This is a genomic window from Aestuarium zhoushanense (assembly GCF_056431045.1).
The window spans coordinates 684,635-704,522 of the sequence record NZ_JBWKMA010000022.1 but is presented as its reverse complement, the minus strand read 5'-3'; the positions used below and the strand labels follow the sequence as shown (position 1 = coordinate 704,522).

Here is a 19,888-nt window from a genome sequence, read left to right as displayed (position 1 = left end):
GGAGGCACTAAATACAGCCAAGACCTAGGAAAGAAGGTGACCAATGGCCCGCCAAATGACCATCGCGGTGAGCGGAATGACATGTGCGGCATGTGTTGCACGAGTCGAGAATATTCTCGGCCGCACCGATGGCGTTGAAACGGTGTCGGTGAATTTGGCCAAGGAAACGGCGACGATTACCTACTCGGACAACACCGTGCCATCGACCGTTTTAAAGGTGCTCGGCCAAGCGGGATACCCCGCACGCGTAGAAAGCGTATCTCTCGACGTGTCGGGCATGACCTGTGCGGCCTGCGTTGGACGTGTTGAAAAACTGCTGACCCGTCAGGCGGGGATTGTCTCGGCTCAGGTGAACCTCGCGACAGAAACGGCGCAGATCGAAACGGTCTTGGACGATTTAACGCCTGTGCTCGATGCGTTGGGCAAGGCGGGCTACCCAACGCAACTGTCATCTGGTGGACGCAAGGCCGTTTCGGAACGCAAAGCCGAAGAAGCCGCAGCCATTCGGTCGCAATTCACTATGGCTTTGCTTCTGACGCTGCCCGTTTTCGCCCTCGAAATGGGTGGGCATTTGTTCCCACAGGTCCATCACTGGGTCGATATGGTGATCGGACAGTCCATGTTCCGTCGTATCCAGTTCCTTTTGGCGACTTTGCTGATGGCTGGTCCGGGGCAGGGGTTTTATCGCCTTGGTATTCCAGCCTTGTTCAAAGGCTCGCCTGATATGAATAGCCTTGTCGCTATGGGGGCGGGCGCTGCGTGGCTCTATTCAACGATCGTGACCTTTGCTCCGGGCTTTGTGCCCGTTGAGGCGCGCGCCGTTTATTTTGAGGCGTCGATGGTGATCATCACGCTGATCCTACTAGGGCGCTTTTTCGAGGCGCGGGCAAAGGGGCGGACGGGCGCTGCGATCGAAGCCTTGGTCAAACTACGCCCGACAACCGCCAGTGTTCTTACAGATGAAGGTGAGGTGCAAACCTCAGTCGAAAAACTGGTTCCCGGGGACATTGTGCGCATTCGCCCAGGGGAGCGGGTGCCTGTCGATGGTATTGTCGTCGATGGCAGTTCGTATTTAGATGAATCGATGCTGACCGGCGAACCCGTTCCCGTCCTCAAATCCTTGGGCGATCAGGTCATCGGCGGGACGATGAATACGGACGGGTCGATCTGCATGGAGGTGCGGGCCATTGGTGCCAACACCGTCCTGTCGCGGATTGTGCAGATGGTCGAGCAAGCGCAGGTCGCGAAGCTCCCGATCCAAGGCTTGGTCGATCGGATCACAGGCATTTTCGTGCCCATTGTGATTTTGATTGCTTTGGTCACCGCGATAATCTGGATGATTACTGGGCCTGGGGTTTCTTATGCCGTGGTCGCGGCGGTCTCTGTCTTGATCATCGCATGTCCTTGCGCAATGGGCCTTGCCACTCCGACCTCGATCATGGTCGGGACGGGCCGTGCGGCTGAATTGGGCATATTGTTCCGTCGGGGTGATGCTCTGCAGCGCCTGAACGAGGTAACAACTGTTGCTTTTGATAAGACCGGCACACTAACCGAAGGTCACCCGCAGGTCGTCACAATCTACGCGCAGAACCGTCGTGAAGCACTTCGGTTCGCCGCCTCTGTTGAGGCACAATCCGAACATCCAATGGCGCGGGCTATTCTGCGTGAGGCGACGTCAAATGGTGTCCAATTGGCTGCCGCCCAGTCATTCAAATCGACCGCAGGGAAAGGCGTCTCTGGCATCGTTGATACCCATCGGGTTTTGGTTGGATCGGAACGGTTCTTGACTGAAAATAACGTCTCGGTCGCTGCGTATTCTGCAAGGGCGGCGTCCCTCGCCCAAGAAGGCCAGACCCCGTTCTTTGTTGCTGTGGATGGCGCGATGGTCGCTCTTATCGGTGTTGAGGACCCTATCAAAGCTGGGGCCAGAGATGCCATTTCTGCGCTTCAAGAACGCGGGATGCGCGTGGCGATGGTCACGGGCGATAACATCGCCACCGCAGAGAGCATCGCGCGGCGGCTCGGCATTGATACGGTCGTTGCCGAAGTGCTTCCTGAAGGCAAAGTCGAAGCGGTCAAAGATCTCCAAGCGAACGGTCCTGTGGCGTTCTTTGGCGACGGGATCAACGACGCGCCCGCTTTGGCGCAGGCAGATGTCGGTGTCGCCATGGGCACGGGGACAGACGTTGCCGTAGAAACAGCGGACGTTGTGCTGATGCGGGGGGACCTCAGCGGTGCTGTTGCATCGGTTCGGATGAGCCGCGCAGTTATGCAAAACATTCGGCAAAACCTCTTTTGGGCATTTGCCTATAACATCGCGTTGATCCCCGTTGCTGCTGGCGTGCTTTATCCCGCATTTGGCATGCTCATGTCGCCCATGCTCGGGGCCAGCGCCATGGCTTTTTCGTCAGTCTTTGTGGTCAGTAACGCGCTACGCCTTCGTAGCTATTCAGCAGGACGGAAAGTGCGCAGATGAATATCAAAGAAGCCTCGGCTAGAACCAACCTGCCCGCGAAAACGATCCGCTATTACGAAGATATCGGCCTCGTTCAGCCAGATCGCAATGCGAACGGCTATCGTGCATTTGAAGAATCCGACATTCACAAACTTGCGTTTATTGGGCGGGCACGTGGTCTGGGTTTCACCGTCGAAGAATGCCGCACCTTGCTGCATCTCTACGAAGATACGACCCGCACAAGCGCAGAGGTTAAATCTATTGCGCGCGACCACCTTGCACGGATCGATCAGCGAATTGCCGAAATGAAGGAGATGCGCAAAACCCTAGCTCATCTCGTGTCATGTTGTGCGGGTGATGATCGGCCCAACTGTCCAATCCTCGATAGCCTCGCCGCGGATCAGAGCGTCAAATCAGGGTGACGGTGGACGTCTTTGTAGAGCAGGTATCGGAATGGTTCGTTGCTGGTCGCGACGCAAGCCTGCGGGCAAAACGCGCGCAGCCACATGAAATCGCCGGGGCCGACATCAACCCAGCGTTCGTTCAGTAGATACCGCGCTGTGCCTTGTAGAACATAAAGCCCATGTTCCATAACGTGCGTTTCCGCAAAGGGGATACGGCCACCTTTGGTAAAGGTCACGATGTTCACGTGCATATCGTGGCGTAGATCGGTTTGATCCACGAACCGCGATGTTCCCCAATCCTTAGTCTCTGACATCCAACTGATCGGAGTGTCATAGTCGCTTGTGATATACGGCATTGGCGCATCATAGCCGTGCGCATGGACATATTGGCGGCGGACCCAGTGGAATTTCAGCGGGCCATCGCCCGCATTGCGTAAGGTCCAGCGCGTATGGGGCGGAATGTACGCGTATCCACCGGCCATCAGAATATGGGTCTGGCCCGCGACGATCAGCTCCATAATACCGTCTGCGATGAACAGCACCGCCTCTGCATTCCGGTTCGGCTCTGGCGTGTCGGAGCCACCGTTTAGTCCGACCTCGACTGCATATTGCGCAAAGGTTTCGGCAAAGCCGCTAAGTGGGCGCGCTAAAATCCAGCACCGTGTGTCAATCCACCCAGGCAGAAGGCTGGCGGTAATGTCCCGCATCGTTGCGGCTGGGATCAGCGCGTAGCTCTCGGTGAAATGAGCACCGTTTTGCGCGGGATCATCATCCAGAGAGGGCATTCCACCCAACGGAAAGGCATATGACATCAAAGTACTTTCACCTGTGCGAACCCCACGCCGAAGAAAACGACGTTAGGCCGATAATATCATAAGCGGCTCTTTCCCGAGAACTTTTATGGCTCTGCCCAATTTTTATGAAGGTTTGTTATGCCAGATGTTCAAACCGCCATTCGACTTCTTGGGTCCAAACCTCGCCCGCTTTGACGGTGATCTTTGGGAAGGACGGTTCATGCGGTGCGTTCGGCCAGTACTGCGGTTCAAAGGCGAGCGCGGCGTAATCGGCAAACCCCGCGTTCGATGCCGTGCGGCCATCATAGACCTGAAGCCCTGGCATGTCGGTCGCGATGGTCATCCGAAGATCCCCGCCTTCGAGGGTCACGACATCGCGTAGATCTAGTTTGATCCGTGATAGGCAGAAGTTGTGATCAATCGGCGGGTTGGCTGGAACGACCTCACGCAGGGTGCGGAAATCGTAATCGGTACCTTCAACTTCGGTCACTTCCGTTGGAATGTTTTCAGCGTCTGTGGGCAAATAGTTCTGCGCCTTGATCTGCAATTTGTGACCCGCAAAGGTCGGATCACCCGTCAAGTTCCAATAGCTGTGATTGCAGATGTTGATCATGCTCAACTCATCCGTCGTCGCAGTAATTTCCATCCGCATGACGTTGTCGGGCAAAATGGCGAAATGGGCCATGACGCGCTGATTGCCGGGAAAACCAGCTTCGCCATCCGCGCAAAGGACGGTCAGCGTGACGGTGTCGGGTGTTTGATCCTCGACAGTCCAAAGCTTGAACTGGCTGCCCCCTTCGGCAGAGTGAAGGATGTTGCGTCCCTCGTTCGGGGTCAGCATGTGCTCGATCCCGCCAAAGGTCGCGCGTGCGCCTTTGATCCGATTGCCAACAGGTGCGATGATCGGGCCGTAGTGCTTCATCGAAGTGAGGTAGTCGTTGATGTCGTCGGACCCTAGCGTTAGGTTGTAATCATGCCCTTTCAAACGCACGTCCTGCACGATTGCGCCATAGGTCAGGATGCTGATCGAAAGATCACCGTTCGAAATGGTGATCCGGTCCACAGTACGTCCATCAGGAAGAGTGCCGAAAGTCATTGAGCTAGTCCTTTGTAGGCGGCCACGAGGCCAGCAAGTGTTGTGTCGGGCATCTGTAAAACAGGAACCGATTGAGCGGTCAGGGCGCGGGCATATCCGTCAGCGATCACACCGTCGCCAATCACGGCAACGCGCTGACCGAGCCAATAAGCCCGACTGCCTTTGAGGTCGGCCCCTACCAGCAGCCCCAAAATTCGGCTCACAGCGTCACCTTCTGCAATGCGGGCCGACGCGATATGAGACAGGATGCGTTCTGGTCGATCCATCGCTTGGGCCAGACCTTCGTCGAACGTTGCTGTCGACATTGCGCCTGACGCAAAGGCGGCAAAGGTTTCGGGTGTGACAGAGCTCTGAAAACTCACGATTTCGCCTGCGCTGACATGGACCCAGTGCACTTGCGTGGACACCAAACAGATCACACCGTCCCAATCATCCAGACTGGCCAGAAACCCTGCGACTGCTGCCGAGTGGGGGAGCCGATGCGCGGGGCTGTCCTGAATCACAGGCCCGAACTGTCCCGACGGCGGCAACGCCTTGCATGGCACACGGCTCACCGCTGCATCGGGGAGCCCAGCAATCACCTGCGGACCTTGCCAATCGCCGATCAACGCTTCAGGCGTTGTGCCCGTGCGCTGGGCCAAAGGAATGTGATCGTTCATCAGCCACGATCGGCCAGATGTCAGGTCAATTGCGATCCAAGTCATGTGTCACCTCTTGCCTTCTTCAACCATGAAACGGCTCAAAGGCAAAGAGGGTAGGCCTCAACCTACTTGCCGCGTGGCGTGATTTTGGGTAGCTCCGCAGACTTTGATGACGTTGGAATACCCTATGACCGCTCCCACACTCGCAATTGACTTTGGAACTTCGAATTCCGCCGTCGCCATCGTTGAAAATGGTGTTCTGCGTCGGCTCCCGATTGAGGATGGCGCGGATACCCTGCCGACTGCCGTGTTTTTTCCGGCTGACCGCGGCAAAATGGTGATCGGTGCCGCTGCGGCTGAGGCGCTGATTGCGGGGGATGAGGGGCGCTACATGCGCGCGCTGAAATCTGTCCTGGGCACATCGCTATTTCACGAACAGCGCCCCATTGGTGGGCAGCGCCGCACGCTGGCCGACATTGTAACGGCGTTCTTAGTTGAGGTGAAAACCCGTGCCGAGGTGCAGATCGGTCAGACCTGCACGCGCGTTTTGTCTGGGCGTCCCGTTAGGTTTCACTCTGCCGATGCTGAGCGCGATCAAAAGGCCGAGGATGACTTGCGGGCCTGCTATCACGCGGCGGGCTTTAACGACGTTGAGTTTATGTTCGAACCCGAAGCTGCCGCTTGGGCCAGTCGTGCTTTTGGTGGGGTTGGGCAAACGGGGCTGATCGTGGATATCGGCGGCGGCACCTCCGACTTTTCCGTGTTCCAGAGCGATGATGATCGGCTGGATATTCTGCACAGCCACGGCATCAGATTGGGCGGTACCGATTTTGACCACGCGATTTCGATGGCCCACGCGATGCCCTATTTCGGATATGGCGGAGAGTTGCGGCGCACCTTTGGCGAAGGTCTACTGCCCGTGCCCAAATCGCTCTATGTCGATCTCTCAACTTGGGCCAAGATCCCGTTTCTCTATACCCGCGAAACGCTTCGTTTGATCGAGGATATGCAGCGTCATGCTGTCGACAGCGACGCGATGGATCGACTTCATGCTGTAATCGAAGACCAGCTTGGCCACGAAATCGCTTTCGCGGTTGAGGCGGGAAAAATCGCCGCCAACTCGGGCGAACGGTCAGCGAAAATTGATCTGGGTTCAGTTGAAAAGGGTCTGACTGTCCCAATCTCGGCGGGGTCGATGGGCGACTCTTTGTCCGAATTTCAGATGCAGTTGCGCGAGGCGATCTATGCGACGATTTTCGGTGCGGGCCTCACACCAGATAAAATCACATCTGTTGTATTGGTCGGCGGGTCGAGCCTCATGAACCTTGTTCAATCCGAGGCACGCGCCGCCTGTCCAATGGCGCGTATCAACCGAAACGAGGCCTTCACCGCTGTTGTCGACGGTTTGGCGCTCGCTTCGGTTGGCTGATTAGGCCATCACGCGTGTCAGGGCCTGATCGACCGCAGCGGTGATCTGGTCGATATCGTCCGCAGTCGCGATCAATGCGGGAGCGAACAACAGAGTATTGTTGAAGCCCGGCATAGAGCGGTTCGAAGCGCCAATAATCACGCCGTTTTTCAGACAGTCCGCAACGACCGCCATCACACGTTTTTCGTCCATCGGTTCGCGGGTTTCGCGGCTCTTGACCAGTTCCGCACCTTGGAACAGACCCATGCCGCGGACTTCGCCGATGCATTCGTGTTTGTTCATCAGGTCGAGCAGGTTCTGGTGGAGGCGGTTGCCCATCGCAGCAGAGTTCTCGCAGAGGTTTTCCTCTTCGATGATGCGCATGTTTTCGAGAGCTGCAACCGGGCCAGCCGTGCAGCCGCCGAAGGTCGAAATATCGCGGAAATAGCCGAGCGGATCGTCGGCATCTTTGAATTTCTCAAAGACCTCGTTCGTGGTGACACAGCAAGAGATCGCCGCATAGCCAGACGCGACGCCTTTGGCCATCGTGACGATATCGGGTTTGATGCCGAATTGCTGATAGCCGAACCAAGTCCCCGTGCGACCAAGGCCACAAACAACTTCATCGATGTGCAGCAGGATATCGTATTTCTTACAGATTTCCTGAACGCGTTCCCAATACCCTTGCGGCGGCACGATGATGCCGCCACCGGCGGTGATCGGTTCTAGGCAGAGTGCACCGATGGTGTCTGGACCCTCGCGCAGGATCACGTCTTCAATCGCTTGTGCCGCGCGTTCGCCATATCCTTCGCCTGGCTGATCAGCGCGGTATTCGAGGCAATGCGGAACTTCAACAAAACCAGGTGCAAACGGGCCATACTGCGCGTTGCGTTCTTGCTGGCCACCTGCGGAAAGGCAGGCAATCGTGGTGCCGTGGTAATCGCGGTCACGGTAGAGGATTTTGTGTTTCTTGCCGCCATAGTGTTTGTGCGAAATTTGGCGGACCATTTTAAAGGCTTTTTCGTTCGCCTCAGACCCCGAGTTCGCATAGTAGACGCGGTCCAGACCCGGCATCTTTTCGATCAAGCGCTGTGCGAATTCTGCACCCGGAATGGTCCCCTTAGCGCCGGCGAAGTAGCACATTTTCACCAGCTGATCGCGGACGGCATCAGCAATTTCTGTACGGCCATAGCCAACGTTTACGGTCCATACACCGCCCGACACAGCATCGAGGTGCTCTTTGCCAGTGATGTCCCAAACGCGCATCCCTTTGCCCTCGACGATGATCTGCGGATCGATCGTTTCAAAGGGTTTGTGTTGCGCAAGATGGTGCCACACATGCGCGCGGTCGGATTCGATGACCGAAGCAGGATCGTTATGATATTGAGACATGGAAACCTCCGAAGGCGGGACCATAAAGGTTCCCGATAATTTGATCATATTGATCGGAGGGTGCGCTGGATTTTGGCTTTCGTCAACCTGTTCGAAAAGGACAATCGACTTATTGCGAGACGTTTTCTGAGGCGATTTCCTCGAGTGCATTGCGAGTCATAGACCAACATTGCGGTAGGTCGGACAGCTTGGCACGCATTTCGTCGGCGCGGCCCGATTTCCCCAACACCTCAAGCTCGCGTAGCAAATCGCTGAATTGCAGTGTGCCAAAGAGAGACGCCGATCCAGCCAGTTTGTGGATGTCGCTGATCAGGATGTTGTCGTCGTTGTCAGGTGAGGTTGTGAACTGGTCGACCAAGCTATCGGTTTCGGCCAGGAACGCGTTCAGCAGTTTCGACGATCTTTCGGCGCCAAGGTCGCTCAAGAGGCCGCGCACGGCTTCGGTGTCGAGAAGGGCAGGCAGTGCGCGGGGGGCTGCAGATGCTATTGTTTCAGGAACCTTGATGCTCAGAGCTTTGGCGAGCTTTGCACGCGAAATCGGTTTGACCAAAACATCGTTCATGCCTGAGTCTTTGAACCGTTCAATGTCCTCTGGCAGTGCGTTTGCGGTAAGCGCAACAATACGTGTGTCGCGACAACGTCCGTCACCGTTACGAATGGCTAGGGTGGCGGCGACGCCATCCATGCGCGGCATCGAAATATCCATCAAGATAACATCGTAGTGACGCAGGTTCGCGGCTGCGACGCCCTCTTGACCATCGTTGGTGAGGGTCACGCTGTGACCTTCTTTGCGCAACATCTCTTCGACCACCAACTGGTTGATCTGGTTGTCCTCGACCACAAGAATATCGAGCGATTGTTCTGGTTTTGGGCGCGGCGCTGGTTTTGCTTCAACTTCGACAGTTTCGGCAGCGCCTTTGGATAGGATTGGTAGAGGCAGGCGGAACCAGAACAGGCTGCCATCGCCCGGTTCGCTCTCTGCGCCAATGGCCCCATCAAGCGATTCAATCAGACGTTTCGCGATCCCAAGGCCGAGGCCCGTGCCGCCGTATTCGCGCGCATATGTCGTGTCCAGCGTCACGAAGTCATCAAAGATCCGATCAAGATCCTCTTCGTTGATGCCGATGCCGCTGTCGATAATGCGGAATTCGACCACATCACTGTCACCCAGTTTTTCGGCCTCAATGCGAACGACGCCGTCACGGGTAAACTTGATCGCGTTTGAGACGAGGTTCAGCAGCACCTGACGCAACCGTTGCTGGTCGCCCAGAACTGTCGGATTACCGAGCGCTTCGAGATCGATTTCGAGTTCCGTGTGGTTCGCATGTGCGAGGCTGCGCTGACCGTCCGCGACTTCGCTCACGAGGACAGACAAATTAAACGGCCTCTTCTCAGAACCTGTCCGACCTGCATCAAGCCGCGCGATGTCCAACACGTCATTGACATGGTGCAAGAGCAGCCTGCCAGAGGTTTCGATAATCCGCAGGTAATCACGTTGACGCGGATTGAGCTCGGTTTCCGCGAGCAGCTCCATCGTCCCCAACATCCCGTTGAGAGGGGTGCGCATTTCGTGGCTCATAACAGCCATGAATTCAGCTTTGGTCCGTTCCCCAGCCAAAGCCTCATCGCGTGCCTTGAGCAGTTCTTGCTCTGCGGCGACCTGAGCGGAGTTGTCGCGAAGGAATGACACGAACAAAATGCGGTTCGATGCCGGCGCCCGCGCGATAGAGAATTCGCAAGGGAACAGCTCACCGTTTTTGCGTAGGGCTTCCATCTGGATGCGCCCACGACCAACCACATGTGTGCTTCCGTCCCGAAGGTGGCGTTTCATACCCTCAAGGTGTGCTTTGCGGTATTTCAGCGGGATAATCATATCGACCATCGGCGATCCGATGGCTTCGGTCCGGCTATAACCGAAAATGTATTCCGCAGCGCCGTTATATTCGACAATCAACCCCGCCTCATCGATCACGATGACGGCGTCGAGTGTCGAAGACACCATCGCTTCGAGGCGGGCAGAGGTGGTTCGTGTGACTTCGGCATTGCGTTGCGCGACGCGATACAATTGGAACAGAACGATGGCGAGGATCACGAGCGCCATGACGAGCGCCATGGTCAGCGCTGCTACGCGCATCAAGGTGAGCCAAACCTCGGACCTGCTTCGGTCTGAGACGCCAGCAAAATAGTCGATGCCGATCAATGCAATTTGCCGAACGGGAGTCCCAACAATTTCGACCTGTTTAGATAGTTCTGGCAATTGAGCGCGCAGTTCGTCGTCTGGCCCATCAATCAGCGGGATCATGTCGTTGACGGCTGCGTTTAGCCCCGCCAGCAGGTTCGCAAACGACAGTTCGCCCCTCAGCGTTTCATAGGCTTGGCCCGTGCGGAATGTGGCCACGCGGCTGTAAAGGATGTCAAACCGTCGCCGAACATCCCCTACGTCGCCATCGAGTTGAGCCTCTGTGATTGCAGCGTGGAAGTTGAGATACTCAACTTCCAGCTGGGACAATACCCATTGCACGTTATCGGAACTTGCGGTCGCTTGTTCCTTAATCTTTCGGTTCACCTCGAAGCCGAGGATGGCAATCGCGCCAAAGCACACCAAGAGAACCACACCAAGTATGCCAAAGCGGGCCCATCTTAGGGGCTGTTGTTTGTTGCCTTGAGCCGTCACGAACCATCCGTGTTCTATTTACTCATGACCTAACGGATCATTCCGATATTTCTATACGATCTAGCTGCCAAATGCTCCGAGAATAAACGACTTCGGTTTGGAATTGGGGAGCCTCATCGTAGGGATATACAATCCAGAGGGGCCCCTTGTCACGAAGTGTCATCACAGAACCGTTATTTTCATAAGCAATCAGCGCAGCTGTGCTGGTTGGATCATCAAGAGGAATTTCGATTGCATAATCGTTAACTGCAGTCGCCTTGATGACAGTTCCTTCGGCTTCAACAGCTTCAAGTAGAGCGGTGAGCGGGACGCCAACGAAAGATTGAACACCTTCGGTCCAAATTGTTGTTGTCTCGATCGACGTCATGCCGAGCTCTTTGATCATGTCGAGATCAAAAACTGCAGTATCATTGGCGTTTGTCGAGGCGATTCCACCAGAGACCGTCAGAAGGATTTCACTTTTTGGTTGCGCCAAATCTGCAGCGTGAGAGGTGGTTGAAAATGATGCAAAACAAATGGTTGCTGCAATTTTTCCTAGTTTTAAAAACGACTGTTCCATTTGCTTTCGAATCTCCTCTGGGTGGATTGGTATCTTCAGGCTCTGAGATTGCACCTTTTGAAGTAGGTTGCATTCAAGCATAGGGGTATTGGTGTATGCTAAAGTATATATTATGTTGCCGTGAGAACGTTAAAGTATACGTACGCAAGTATACGACATCGTCTGGTTGTGCGGTAACCATTCCTTAGTAGCGAAGTTTGATTTCTTCGGGTTGAATGGTGAAATGATGTATAATCAAAATGTACAAGGCGTCGTTAAAGGCGCGAAATTAGGTGGGACAACTCCCTTAGCACAGGGCGGATACTCCACAAAATTGACGGAGCAAACCATGCGGGTACTTATCGCAGACGACCATGATCTGGTTCGAGAGACTGTTGCGGCCTTTTTGATGGCTGAAGGGGTCGTCGAAGTTAAGACGGCTGCGTCATTGGATGAAGCTGTGAAGATCACAGAAGAAACTGGTAGCTTCGATGTGGTTCTCCTAGACTACAACATGCCGGGGATGAATGGCCTCGAAGGTTTGACCAAGATGCGCGCGTCGAACGACGGTCGCCCTGTTGCGATCCTGTCCGGCACTGCGACCCGCGACGTTGCTGACGCCGCTCTAAAGGCTGGCGCGGCAGGGTTTGTTCCGAAAACGCTTGCCTCGAAATCGATGGTGACAGCGATCCGCTTTATGGCGGCTGGTGAAACCTACGCCCCGTTCGGCTTCATGCAAGAAGCGCCGGCTGCGGGTGACGGTCTGCTAACCAAACGCGAAACTGACGTTCTGCGTGGCATCTGCGAAGGTAAATCGAACAAAGAGATCGCTCGCGACCTCGATCTTCAGGAAGTGACTGTGAAACTCCACGTCAAGACACTGAGCCGCAAGCTCGACGCGCGGAACCGTACGCAGGCAGCGATGATCGCACGCGATCGTAACCTCGTCTAAGAATTTAAACGCCACTCACGGCAGAAAAGGGCGGTCCGAGAGGGCCGCCTTTTTTAATCGTCCATGTCGTCGCCAAAGCTTCCGCCTAACTGGTCAAAGAGGGCACTACCGCCGCTCAGTGCGGAGAGGTCTGTAGTGGGCACGCCCTTTTTCGCTCTGACGGGTTTGGGTGCCTCTGGTTGGGGTTCGACCACTTCGGCCGCTTCGACTTCGGTGGTGTCAGATCGCTCCGTTTCATAGGCTTCCGCAAAAGGGTCCCAGTCAACGTCGGACTGACTTGTGTCACTATCGTCGGGCGGGAACACGAGTTCTGACGCCGAGAAGTTAGTCGAAGGAGCTGGTGCGAGCGATGTAAAGTTGGACACATCAAGCGCGTCGGTCTCGTCTTCGGCAAGCGCTGAGACGACTTCGTCCAGAACCTGTTCGTCGGTTGGGGCGTCTGCGGTGCCATCGAGCGAAATGTCGTCGGCGTCGCTGCGATCCGCTACGCTCTGGTCCTCTTCTTCCTCTTCGACAGTGTCGTTACCACCGAATTGCAGAAGCATCGTCGCGTCAGACAAATCCAACGACATCATTGAAGATGCCTTTTTGGGTTTGACCTTCGCTGGCGGAGCTTCCTCAGCGACTTCGATTTTCTCAATGGGCTCTTCGATCACTGGCTCAGGTTTTGGCAGCTTTTTCGGGATGAACTTAGCTGGTTTAGACGGCTCTGCAGTCAAAATTTGCATCCTCACAGCACGCAACAAGCGTCGCGTTTCACGATCGGCTGCTCGGTCGTAGAGTTCGGTCAACCGCGCAATGTCAGGGCTATTTGGCTCGGTCGAGATTTTGCGCATAATCGCGCGCACTGCTTTTTTTGCAGCGTTTGAACGCGGAAGGAGGTTTTGTTTCGACATGCGCTGCTCCGGCTTTGGGCAGTTGGCACAGCCCTTGCAGTTTCCGGTCTGATTGGCGGTCTTCGCCCGAGAACCGGATAGCAACTATGACGACAGGATTGAGAGAAGGTTTAGGCATCCACGCGCAAGCATTGGCTTTGCGCGGGCAGCGGAACAACGTTTTGGCATCCAACATCGCCAACGCGTCGGTGCCAGGATTCAAAGCCAGAGACTTTGATTTTGAAGCAGAACTATCGCGCCAAACTCAACTGGGCGCTTCGTTGCGGACCTCGTCGTCGCAGCACATGGCTATGCCGACCACTGGGCCTGCGGGCGAAAACGGATACCGCGTCGCTGTAATGCCATCGATGGACGGGAATACCGTCGATATGGCGCTTGAACAGATGGAATTCGCGGAAAACACGGTTCGCTACCAAACCAGCCTTGAGCTTCTGAACCGTCGGATTTCCGGCCTTATGACTGTGATTAGAGGTGAATGATGAGCGGCCCTAGCAACATTTTTGACCTCGGTAAAACGGCGATGTCTGCACAGATGGTGCGGATGAACACCTTGGCGTCGAACATCGCCAACGCTGGTTCTGTCGCGTCTTCCCCCGAAGAAGCCTACCGTGCGATGCGACCTGTGTTTGAGACAGAATATTCGGGTCAGATTGGCGATCTAGGCACCTTAGCGACCTCGCGCGCTGTGGATGTTGTCCAGCTAGACCGCGACCCAGAGTCCAAATTCCTGCCGGATCACCCGTTGGCTGACGCCAATGGCTTTGTCTACGCCTCAACCGTCAACGTCGAAGAAGAGATGGTCGAGATGATGGAAGCCAGCCGCGAATACCAAAACACGCTCGAAGCAGTGTCGACCATGCGGACGCTCATGTCGCGCACTGTCGCGATGGGCAAATAAGGAAGGGCTGACGAGATGACGACGATTGATGGGTCGAACCCGTTCTACACCGGCAACTTGGGTCAGGTCACAACTGACAAACAGGCCAATTCGTTGGGACAACAAGAATTCCTCGTTCTGCTGACTACCCAGCTCCAGAACCAAGACCCGCTGTCCCCGATGGACAACACCGAATTCATCTCGCAGATGGCGCAGTTCTCGACCGTTGAGGGCATCGACCGTGTGAACGCGTCGGTCACATCGCTCGGCGATATGCTCGGCGGGAACCGCGTGTCGACGGCCGCTAGCCTACTGGGTCACTCTGTTCTGGTCCCTGGCAACATGGCGCGGGTCGATGATCAGGGCGAAATTCACGGGATGGCTGAACTGTCGTCTAACGTATCGTCGATGACCGTCACCTACACCGATCCAAACACCAACCAACCGATCCACGTCCAAGAACTGGGCGCGCAGGTCGGTGGCATGATCGAATTCGGCTGGGACGAGGTTCCTGCCGCCATTCAGGCCGTCAACGGACAGGTTCGCGTGTCCATCATGGCCGAAACCGAAAACGGAACGATCAGTGTTCCGGCTTCGGTCTTTGCACGCGTCGACTCCGCTTTGGGCGGACCGTCGAGCGACACCATCACTCTTCTCGTCGAGGATTACGGAGCCCTCGATACGACCGAAGTCACAGCGTTCCGTTAATCCTATAACCGGAGGTTTTTGAAACATGAGTATGACCACCGCCCTGTCCGGCCTGATGGCAGCACAATCGGACATCGCCACCACATCGCACAACATCTCGAACGCGGGCACAAACGCGTTCCGCAAAAGCCGCGCTGAATTTTCGGATGACTACTACTCGGCTCCGATGAACGCGTTCCGCACGGTGACGGGTTCTGGTACCCACCTGTCCCGCGTATCGACCCAGTTCGGTCAAGGTAACTTTGTTGCCACGGGTCAGACCCTCGACATCGCGATCCAGGGCGCGGGCTTCTTTGCGGTATCGCCGCAATTGTCCGACCGTGATGAGGTTGTCGACATCAATTACATCCGTAACGGCGCGTTCTCGATTGATGCGGAGGGTCTGGTTGCGGATAGTTCGGGTCGTGCACTACTGGCTTACCCTGTAGCCGATGATGGCAGTATTCTTGAGATGTCTGCGCAATCGCTTAGCCCTGTTTCGATCCCGCTGAGCTTTGGTGAGGTTGCTCGCACGACCGAAATTAACCTCGCGGTGAATATGCCTCGCGGTGAAGATATGCTCGGCCAGCAGGACGCAGTTCCAGCGACCAATGCTTTCGACAGCACCAATCCGACGACCTACGCATTCTCGTCGCCGATCCCGATGATGGATGAGAACGGTCAAACGATTGAAGCGCGTGCTTATTTTGTTCGTTCGAAATCCCCCGACGCCACTGATCCGACCACCGAATATCAGATGCATCTGTTCGTTGACGGCAGCGAATACCCGTCGACCGGCGCGACGACCCCTGCAACGATGGTCTTTGACGAAGCGGGTGAAGTCGATGCGACGACTCCTCTGACCTTCGCACTTGCTGGCGTTGATTACACCGTGAATACCGACGGTTCGCGTCTGCGCGATCTGCCGTTCTCGGTTGCGAGCGTTCAGGAAAATGGCGTCCGCGAAATCGGTCTGTCCAGCCTCGAAGTTGACGCTGGCGGCGTGATCTGGGGCAGCTACGGCTCGCAAGCGCGTCTTGCACTTGGCCGTATCGCATTGGCTGACTTCGCAAACCCGCAGGGTCTGCGACAGGGCGGTAACACCAGCTTTGAAGAAACATCTGACTCGGGTCGTCCGAACTTCTCGGCGGCAGGTGAATCTGGGTTTGGTCGTCTTCAGTCGGGTATGCTCGAACGGTCGAACGTCGACCTGACCGAAGAACTGGTGAACCTGATTTCGGCACAACGGAACTATCAGGCGAACGCAAAAGCGATGGAGACATCGTCCTCGCTGATGCAGACCATCCTGCAAATCCGCAGCTAATTTACCTAAGGAGACGCCGTTATGGATCGTATGGTTCACACCCTTATGAACTCTATGCAGACCGTTCAGGATCTGCAGGCCATTTCGGCGCAAAACCTCGCAAACATGAACGTGCCGGGCTACCGGCGCGATCTTCCTGCCCAAGCCAATTCTTATGTGCTGCGAGACGATCAAAGCTTTGAGGCACGTATGTTTGCCTCTGAGACCGAGTTTGGTCGCTTTGCGAGCGAAGTTGGCTTTATGGACCAAACAGGCGATCCGTTCGACGTGGCGATCATGGAAGACGGCTACTTCTTCGTGAAAGAAGGCAATGGAGAGGTCGGTCTTACCCGTCGCGGCGATTTGCGGACGGATGGAGCTGGCCAATTGGTGAATGGCGCTGGCGAAATGGTGCTCGACACCAACATGTCGCCAATCACTTTGCCGCCATATCGGACCATGCAAATCACCGAGGTTGGTCAGATTGTGATCGAACCAATTGACGGTGCTCCCGGCGAGACTGTCGAGATCGCAACGATCGGAACCGTGGTTCCTGATCCGAACGTGACAATGGTCAAAGGATTGGACGGCCTGATCCGAAACCTTGATGGGACGTTGCCGCAGCCGAACCAGATGGCTTCTGTCCGCCAAGGTGTCCTTGAAGGTGCAAACGTGAATGCGACTGAGGAATTGATTTCATCGATCACCATTCAGCGCGCCTTTGAGATGAACATGCGCATGATCAATACGGCCAAGGAATTGGACGAGGCAGGCACTGAAATTATGCGGGCCCCAGCATAACATTTCTCTGCACTGACATCTGGCACGGCGCTTGCACCATACAGGGTAAGTGAGCCACCGAGAGGAGCCCAGATGTCTACCAATGCAATGCACGTCGCGAAGACGGGTCTAAACGCCCAACAGACGCGGCTTCAGGTCATTTCGAACAACCTTGCCAACGTTAATACGACAGGCTTCAAGCGCGACCGCGCGAATTTTGAATCCCTTCTGTATCAAGTGTCCCGCCCCGGCGGTGATCAAACGTCGGAAAACACTAACCTGACCTCGGCTCTGGCCATCGGTACTGGTGTTCGTGTTGTCAGCACTGACAAACTCCATACCCAAGGCGCGCTGTCTGATACGGGCAACGCTCTCGACGTTGCGATCAACGGGCAGGGGTTCTTTCAGGTTCTGCTCCCTGATGGCCGCATCGGCTACACTCGCGACGGGACGTTTTCGATGAACCAAGAGGGCACGCTCACTACGGCGAGCGGCTACGTCATCCAGCCTGAAATTCAAATCCCCCAAGGAGCGAACCAGATCAACATTTCGGCGGACGGTATCGTCAGCGTTGTGATGCCGGGTGACACACAGAACCAAGAAATTGGTCAGATCACATTGGGCAACTTCCCGAACCCGCGGGGTCTGGAACCGATCGGCGAAAATTTCTTTGTTGAAACGCTCGCGAGCGGTGCCCCCATCGTGGCCACACCCCAAGCCGAAGGTCTGGGACAGTTGACCCAAGGGATGCTTGAGACGTCGAACGTGAATGTGGTCCAAGAACTCGTCGACATGATCGAGACCCAGCGGGCCTATGAAATCAACTCCAAATCGATCTCTGCGGCAGAAGAGGGCGACTAAATCGCCCTCGGCCTGTCTCACATATTGAACGCTGGCATGACCATTGCGCCAGCCGCGATGCGACGTGCCCACTGATCAACGTCATCTTTGAAGTGCTCGCGTGCATCTGGCACGGCGACCATAATTGCGTTAACTGCGATTTTTCCAAGGTCCTCTTCGATATCTAGACCGTCGATGTTCACAGGCTCCCAGTTGCGGCCTTCCACGCGGGTAAAGCAGCCTTGGTCGTCGATGCGAATGAACCACTCAAAGCCATAGAGGTCGAACAGACGGATGTTGTCGCCGACGTTCACGTTGCGACGGTGGATCATGTGCATGCGGATATATTCACGCGTGGTGTCACGGGTCGCCGCGATAATTTCAGCCGCAATTGACGACCAGCCATCTTCAACGGTGTTGCTGAGGTGATGCCACTCGCCGCCGCTTTCCAGACGGAACGCCAGCATGTCGAGAGCAGCAAGCTCGCCGATCACATAGTTGGTGCCACCGATATTCAGGCGGGCAACGGGTTCTGGCGCGTCGGTCTTGAGGTAATCGGTCTCTTCCGCTTCCTCTTCCTTCGCGGCCACGTTTTCGCGATAGCGACCGGGGCGCACATTGCCCGAATAGTCACCCGTTGAGAAATCATAGAGCAGGTCTTTGGCTGCATCTGTCAGGACAAAGGTTTTGGCTTCGATGTCACCCAGACCCGCAATGCGCAGCGCGGTCTGTTCGACGGGCGTCGCGGTGTTTTCGCTCGCCATGCGCAGCAAACCTACCAGTGTATGCGATGCCGCACCCGGATCGAATTCGCGAAGCGCGTTGATCAGATCGACAAAATCGCCTGTGGTGTAAAAGCGGGTCGGAACGTTCGGGGCCGGGGACGGCGACTTTGCCGTATCAGTCTTGGTCTGCATGTCTGCTCGTCTTCCATCAAAAAGTGAGAGGTCGACACTAAAACGAAGCAAACAGAGCAGAGTTTAGGGGCGCGGCGTCGAAAGTCTGGAACAAAGTCGTTTCAGCATGGTGATGCACTGTTCCAATTGGTCGAGGCTGATGTATTCGTCGGGCTTATGGGCCTGGGCGATCGACCCGGGTCCGCAGACCACGACATCCATTCCGATCGATTGGAATAACCCCGCTTCCGTCCCAAACGGCACCACATCGCAGCCGTTCGCGCCCGTCAGTTCTGTGATCAGATCACGCGCCGCGTTTTCTGCCATGGGTTCTAGCCCGACAACCTCGGCTATCGTGTGCGTGTGCACGCCAGCATCAGGATGCACGGCTTTCATCTGTTTGTTCAGATGCTCGACGTGGGTCGCCAGTTCGCCCTTAACAAAGTCCGCGTCAGACACCTGAACGGGCCGCATTTCCCATTGCACGGTTGCCTTGCCCGGAATGACGTTATGCGCGACACCACCGATGAGGCTGCCTGTGTTGATCGTGGTCCACGGCGGGTCAAAACGGCTGTCTTCGGGCGCCTTGGACTTTAGCGCGTCCTTTAGTTCCAGAAGTTTCGATATAAACCGCACCGCATATTCGACGGCATTCACGCCGAGGTCGGGGGCCGAGCCATGCCCTTCGGAGCCGTGGAAATGCGTGGTGTATTCATAGCACCCCTTGTGGCCTTCGATGATCCGCATCTCGGTCGGTTCCCCGACGATCCCGATGGATGGGCGCAGGCCACGTTCGCGCAGCACCTCGACCAAGGCCTGACCGCCAAGGCAGCCAGTTTCCTCGTCATAGGTAAAGGCGAAATGGACAGGGCGGGCGGTGGCGTGTTTTGCAAACTCAGGCGCCATCGCGACAGCCGCGGCGATAAACGCCTTCATATCGCAAGTGCCACGTCCAAATAGCTTCCCGTCCCGTTCAACCAATTCAAACGGATCACTTGTCCAATCCTGATCGGCAACAGGCACGACATCGGTGTGACCCGATAGCACGATCCCGCCGTCCCCCTCGGGACCGATTGTCGCCCAGAGGTTCGCCTTTTTGCCGGTTTCGTCCTCAAATATCTCAATCCGCGCACCTGCATCCTCAAGCTTGGCTGCGAGGTAGTCAATGCAATGGCGGTTCGGCAGGATCGACGTTGTGTCGAATGCGATGAGGTCCGAAAGGATAGCGCGGGTGGTGTGCAAATCAGTCATGCCG

The 19,888-nt window shown here is 55.9% G+C and carries 19 protein-coding genes; 10 read left to right on the top strand and 9 right to left on the bottom strand.

What is annotated here, in order from left to right; translation table 11 throughout:
* Window positions 1-43: 43 nt before the first annotated feature.
* Together AC07ED_RS10930 and cueR are read left to right on the top strand one after the other, a co-directional pair.
* On the top strand, window positions 44-2,476 hold the full coding sequence (locus AC07ED_RS10930) for a heavy metal translocating P-type ATPase (protein WP_105235807.1): 2,433 nt from the start codon (window positions 44-46) through the stop codon (window positions 2,474-2,476).
* On the top strand, window positions 2,473-2,877 hold the full coding sequence (cueR, locus tag AC07ED_RS10925; protein ID WP_105235806.1) for a Cu(I)-responsive transcriptional regulator: 405 nt from the start codon (window positions 2,473-2,475) through the stop codon (window positions 2,875-2,877). Before AC07ED_RS10930 ends, cueR begins: the two co-directional genes overlap by 4 nt.
* On the opposite strand, the gene AC07ED_RS10920 is transcribed toward cueR, so the two are convergent.
* The 3 genes from AC07ED_RS10920 to AC07ED_RS10910 form a co-directional block, all read right to left on the bottom strand.
* Window positions 2,856-3,671 carry a bifunctional allantoicase/(S)-ureidoglycine aminohydrolase gene (locus tag AC07ED_RS10920; RefSeq protein WP_105235805.1) on the bottom strand — a complete coding sequence of 272 codons (816 nt, stop codon included), beginning with the start codon at window positions 3,669-3,671 and terminating at the stop codon, window positions 2,856-2,858. The two genes, cueR and AC07ED_RS10920, sit on opposite strands and share 22 nt — an antisense overlap.
* A gap of 118 nt (window positions 3,672-3,789) precedes the next feature.
* Complete coding sequence (locus tag AC07ED_RS10915) at window positions 3,790-4,749, bottom strand: aldose epimerase family protein (protein ID WP_105235804.1); 960 nt, start codon at window positions 4,747-4,749, stop codon at window positions 3,790-3,792.
* Entirely contained in the window at window positions 4,746-5,453 is a 708-nt protein-coding gene (locus AC07ED_RS10910; protein WP_105235803.1) for a 2-dehydro-3-deoxygalactonokinase, read from the bottom strand. Before AC07ED_RS10910 ends, AC07ED_RS10915 begins: the two co-directional genes overlap by 4 nt.
* Window positions 5,454-5,577: 124 nt before the next feature.
* Between AC07ED_RS10910 and AC07ED_RS10905 the strand changes: the two genes are divergently transcribed.
* Window positions 5,578-6,819: an Hsp70 family protein gene (locus AC07ED_RS10905; protein WP_105235802.1), complete on the top strand. Its 1,242-nt coding sequence runs from the start codon at window positions 5,578-5,580 to the stop codon at window positions 6,817-6,819.
* Here the strand turns inward: AC07ED_RS10905 and AC07ED_RS10900 are convergent, their stop codons facing one another.
* The 3 genes from AC07ED_RS10900 to AC07ED_RS10890 all read right to left on the bottom strand — a co-directional run bounded on the left by AC07ED_RS10900 (window position 6,820) and on the right by AC07ED_RS10890 (window position 11,423).
* Window positions 6,820-8,190, bottom strand: a complete 1,371-nt coding sequence (locus AC07ED_RS10900) for an aminotransferase class III-fold pyridoxal phosphate-dependent enzyme (protein ID WP_105236396.1) — start codon at window positions 8,188-8,190, stop codon at window positions 6,820-6,822.
* Window positions 8,191-8,299: 109 nt separating this feature from the next.
* Complete coding sequence (locus AC07ED_RS10895; RefSeq protein WP_158664547.1) at window positions 8,300-10,864, bottom strand: ATP-binding protein; 2,565 nt, start codon at window positions 10,862-10,864, stop codon at window positions 8,300-8,302.
* A 37-nt stretch (window positions 10,865-10,901) separates the two neighbouring features.
* Window positions 10,902-11,423, bottom strand: a complete 522-nt coding sequence (locus AC07ED_RS10890) for an oxidoreductase (protein ID WP_245918071.1) — start codon at window positions 11,421-11,423, stop codon at window positions 10,902-10,904.
* Window positions 11,424-11,751: 328 nt separating this feature from the next.
* Here AC07ED_RS10890 and AC07ED_RS10885 point away from each other — a divergent pair, with 328 nt between their 5' ends.
* Window positions 11,752-12,354, top strand: a complete 603-nt coding sequence (locus AC07ED_RS10885; RefSeq protein ID WP_067550152.1) for a response regulator transcription factor — start codon at window positions 11,752-11,754, stop codon at window positions 12,352-12,354.
* 53 nt (window positions 12,355-12,407) lie between these two features.
* Here AC07ED_RS10885 and AC07ED_RS10880 read toward each other — a convergent pair whose 3' ends face one another.
* Window positions 12,408-13,250 (bottom strand): hypothetical protein, encoded by an 843-nt coding sequence (locus AC07ED_RS10880; RefSeq protein ID WP_105235800.1) that lies wholly within the window; start codon window positions 13,248-13,250, stop codon window positions 12,408-12,410.
* An 86-nt stretch (window positions 13,251-13,336) separates the two neighbouring features.
* On the opposite strand from AC07ED_RS10880, the gene flgB reads away from it, so the two are divergent.
* The 6 genes from flgB (at window position 13,337) to flgG (ending at window position 17,758) form a co-directional block, all read left to right on the top strand.
* On the top strand, window positions 13,337-13,729 hold the full coding sequence (flgB, locus tag AC07ED_RS10875) for a flagellar basal body rod protein FlgB (protein ID WP_105235799.1): 393 nt from the start codon (window positions 13,337-13,339) through the stop codon (window positions 13,727-13,729).
* Window positions 13,729-14,148, top strand: a complete 420-nt coding sequence (gene flgC / locus AC07ED_RS10870) for a flagellar basal body rod protein FlgC (protein WP_105235798.1) — start codon at window positions 13,729-13,731, stop codon at window positions 14,146-14,148. The genes flgB and flgC overlap by 1 nt, the downstream gene beginning before the upstream one ends.
* 15 nt (window positions 14,149-14,163) lie before the next feature.
* On the top strand, window positions 14,164-14,835 hold the full coding sequence (locus tag AC07ED_RS10865) for a flagellar hook assembly protein FlgD (RefSeq protein WP_067550144.1): 672 nt from the start codon (window positions 14,164-14,166) through the stop codon (window positions 14,833-14,835).
* Window positions 14,836-14,860: 25 nt separating this feature from the next.
* Entirely contained in the window at window positions 14,861-16,138 is a 1,278-nt protein-coding gene (locus AC07ED_RS10860) for a flagellar hook protein FlgE (RefSeq protein ID WP_105235797.1), read from the top strand.
* A 21-nt stretch (window positions 16,139-16,159) separates the two neighbouring features.
* Complete coding sequence (locus tag AC07ED_RS10855) at window positions 16,160-16,918, top strand: flagellar basal body rod protein FlgF (protein WP_105235796.1); 759 nt, start codon at window positions 16,160-16,162, stop codon at window positions 16,916-16,918.
* Between the two features lie 72 nt (window positions 16,919-16,990).
* Window positions 16,991-17,758, top strand: coding sequence for a flagellar basal-body rod protein FlgG (gene flgG, locus AC07ED_RS10850; protein WP_067550138.1), 768 nt, complete (start codon window positions 16,991-16,993; stop codon window positions 17,756-17,758).
* Window positions 17,759-17,775: 17 nt separating this feature from the next.
* Here flgG and AC07ED_RS10845 read toward each other — a convergent pair whose 3' ends face one another.
* Window positions 17,776-18,654, bottom strand: coding sequence for a hypothetical protein (locus AC07ED_RS10845; protein WP_105235795.1), 879 nt, complete (start codon window positions 18,652-18,654; stop codon window positions 17,776-17,778).
* Window positions 18,655-18,717: 63 nt separating this feature from the next.
* Complete coding sequence (argE, locus tag AC07ED_RS10840; protein ID WP_105235794.1) at window positions 18,718-19,884, bottom strand: acetylornithine deacetylase; 1,167 nt, start codon at window positions 19,882-19,884, stop codon at window positions 18,718-18,720.
* Between the last annotated feature and the right edge of the window lie 4 nt (window positions 19,885-19,888).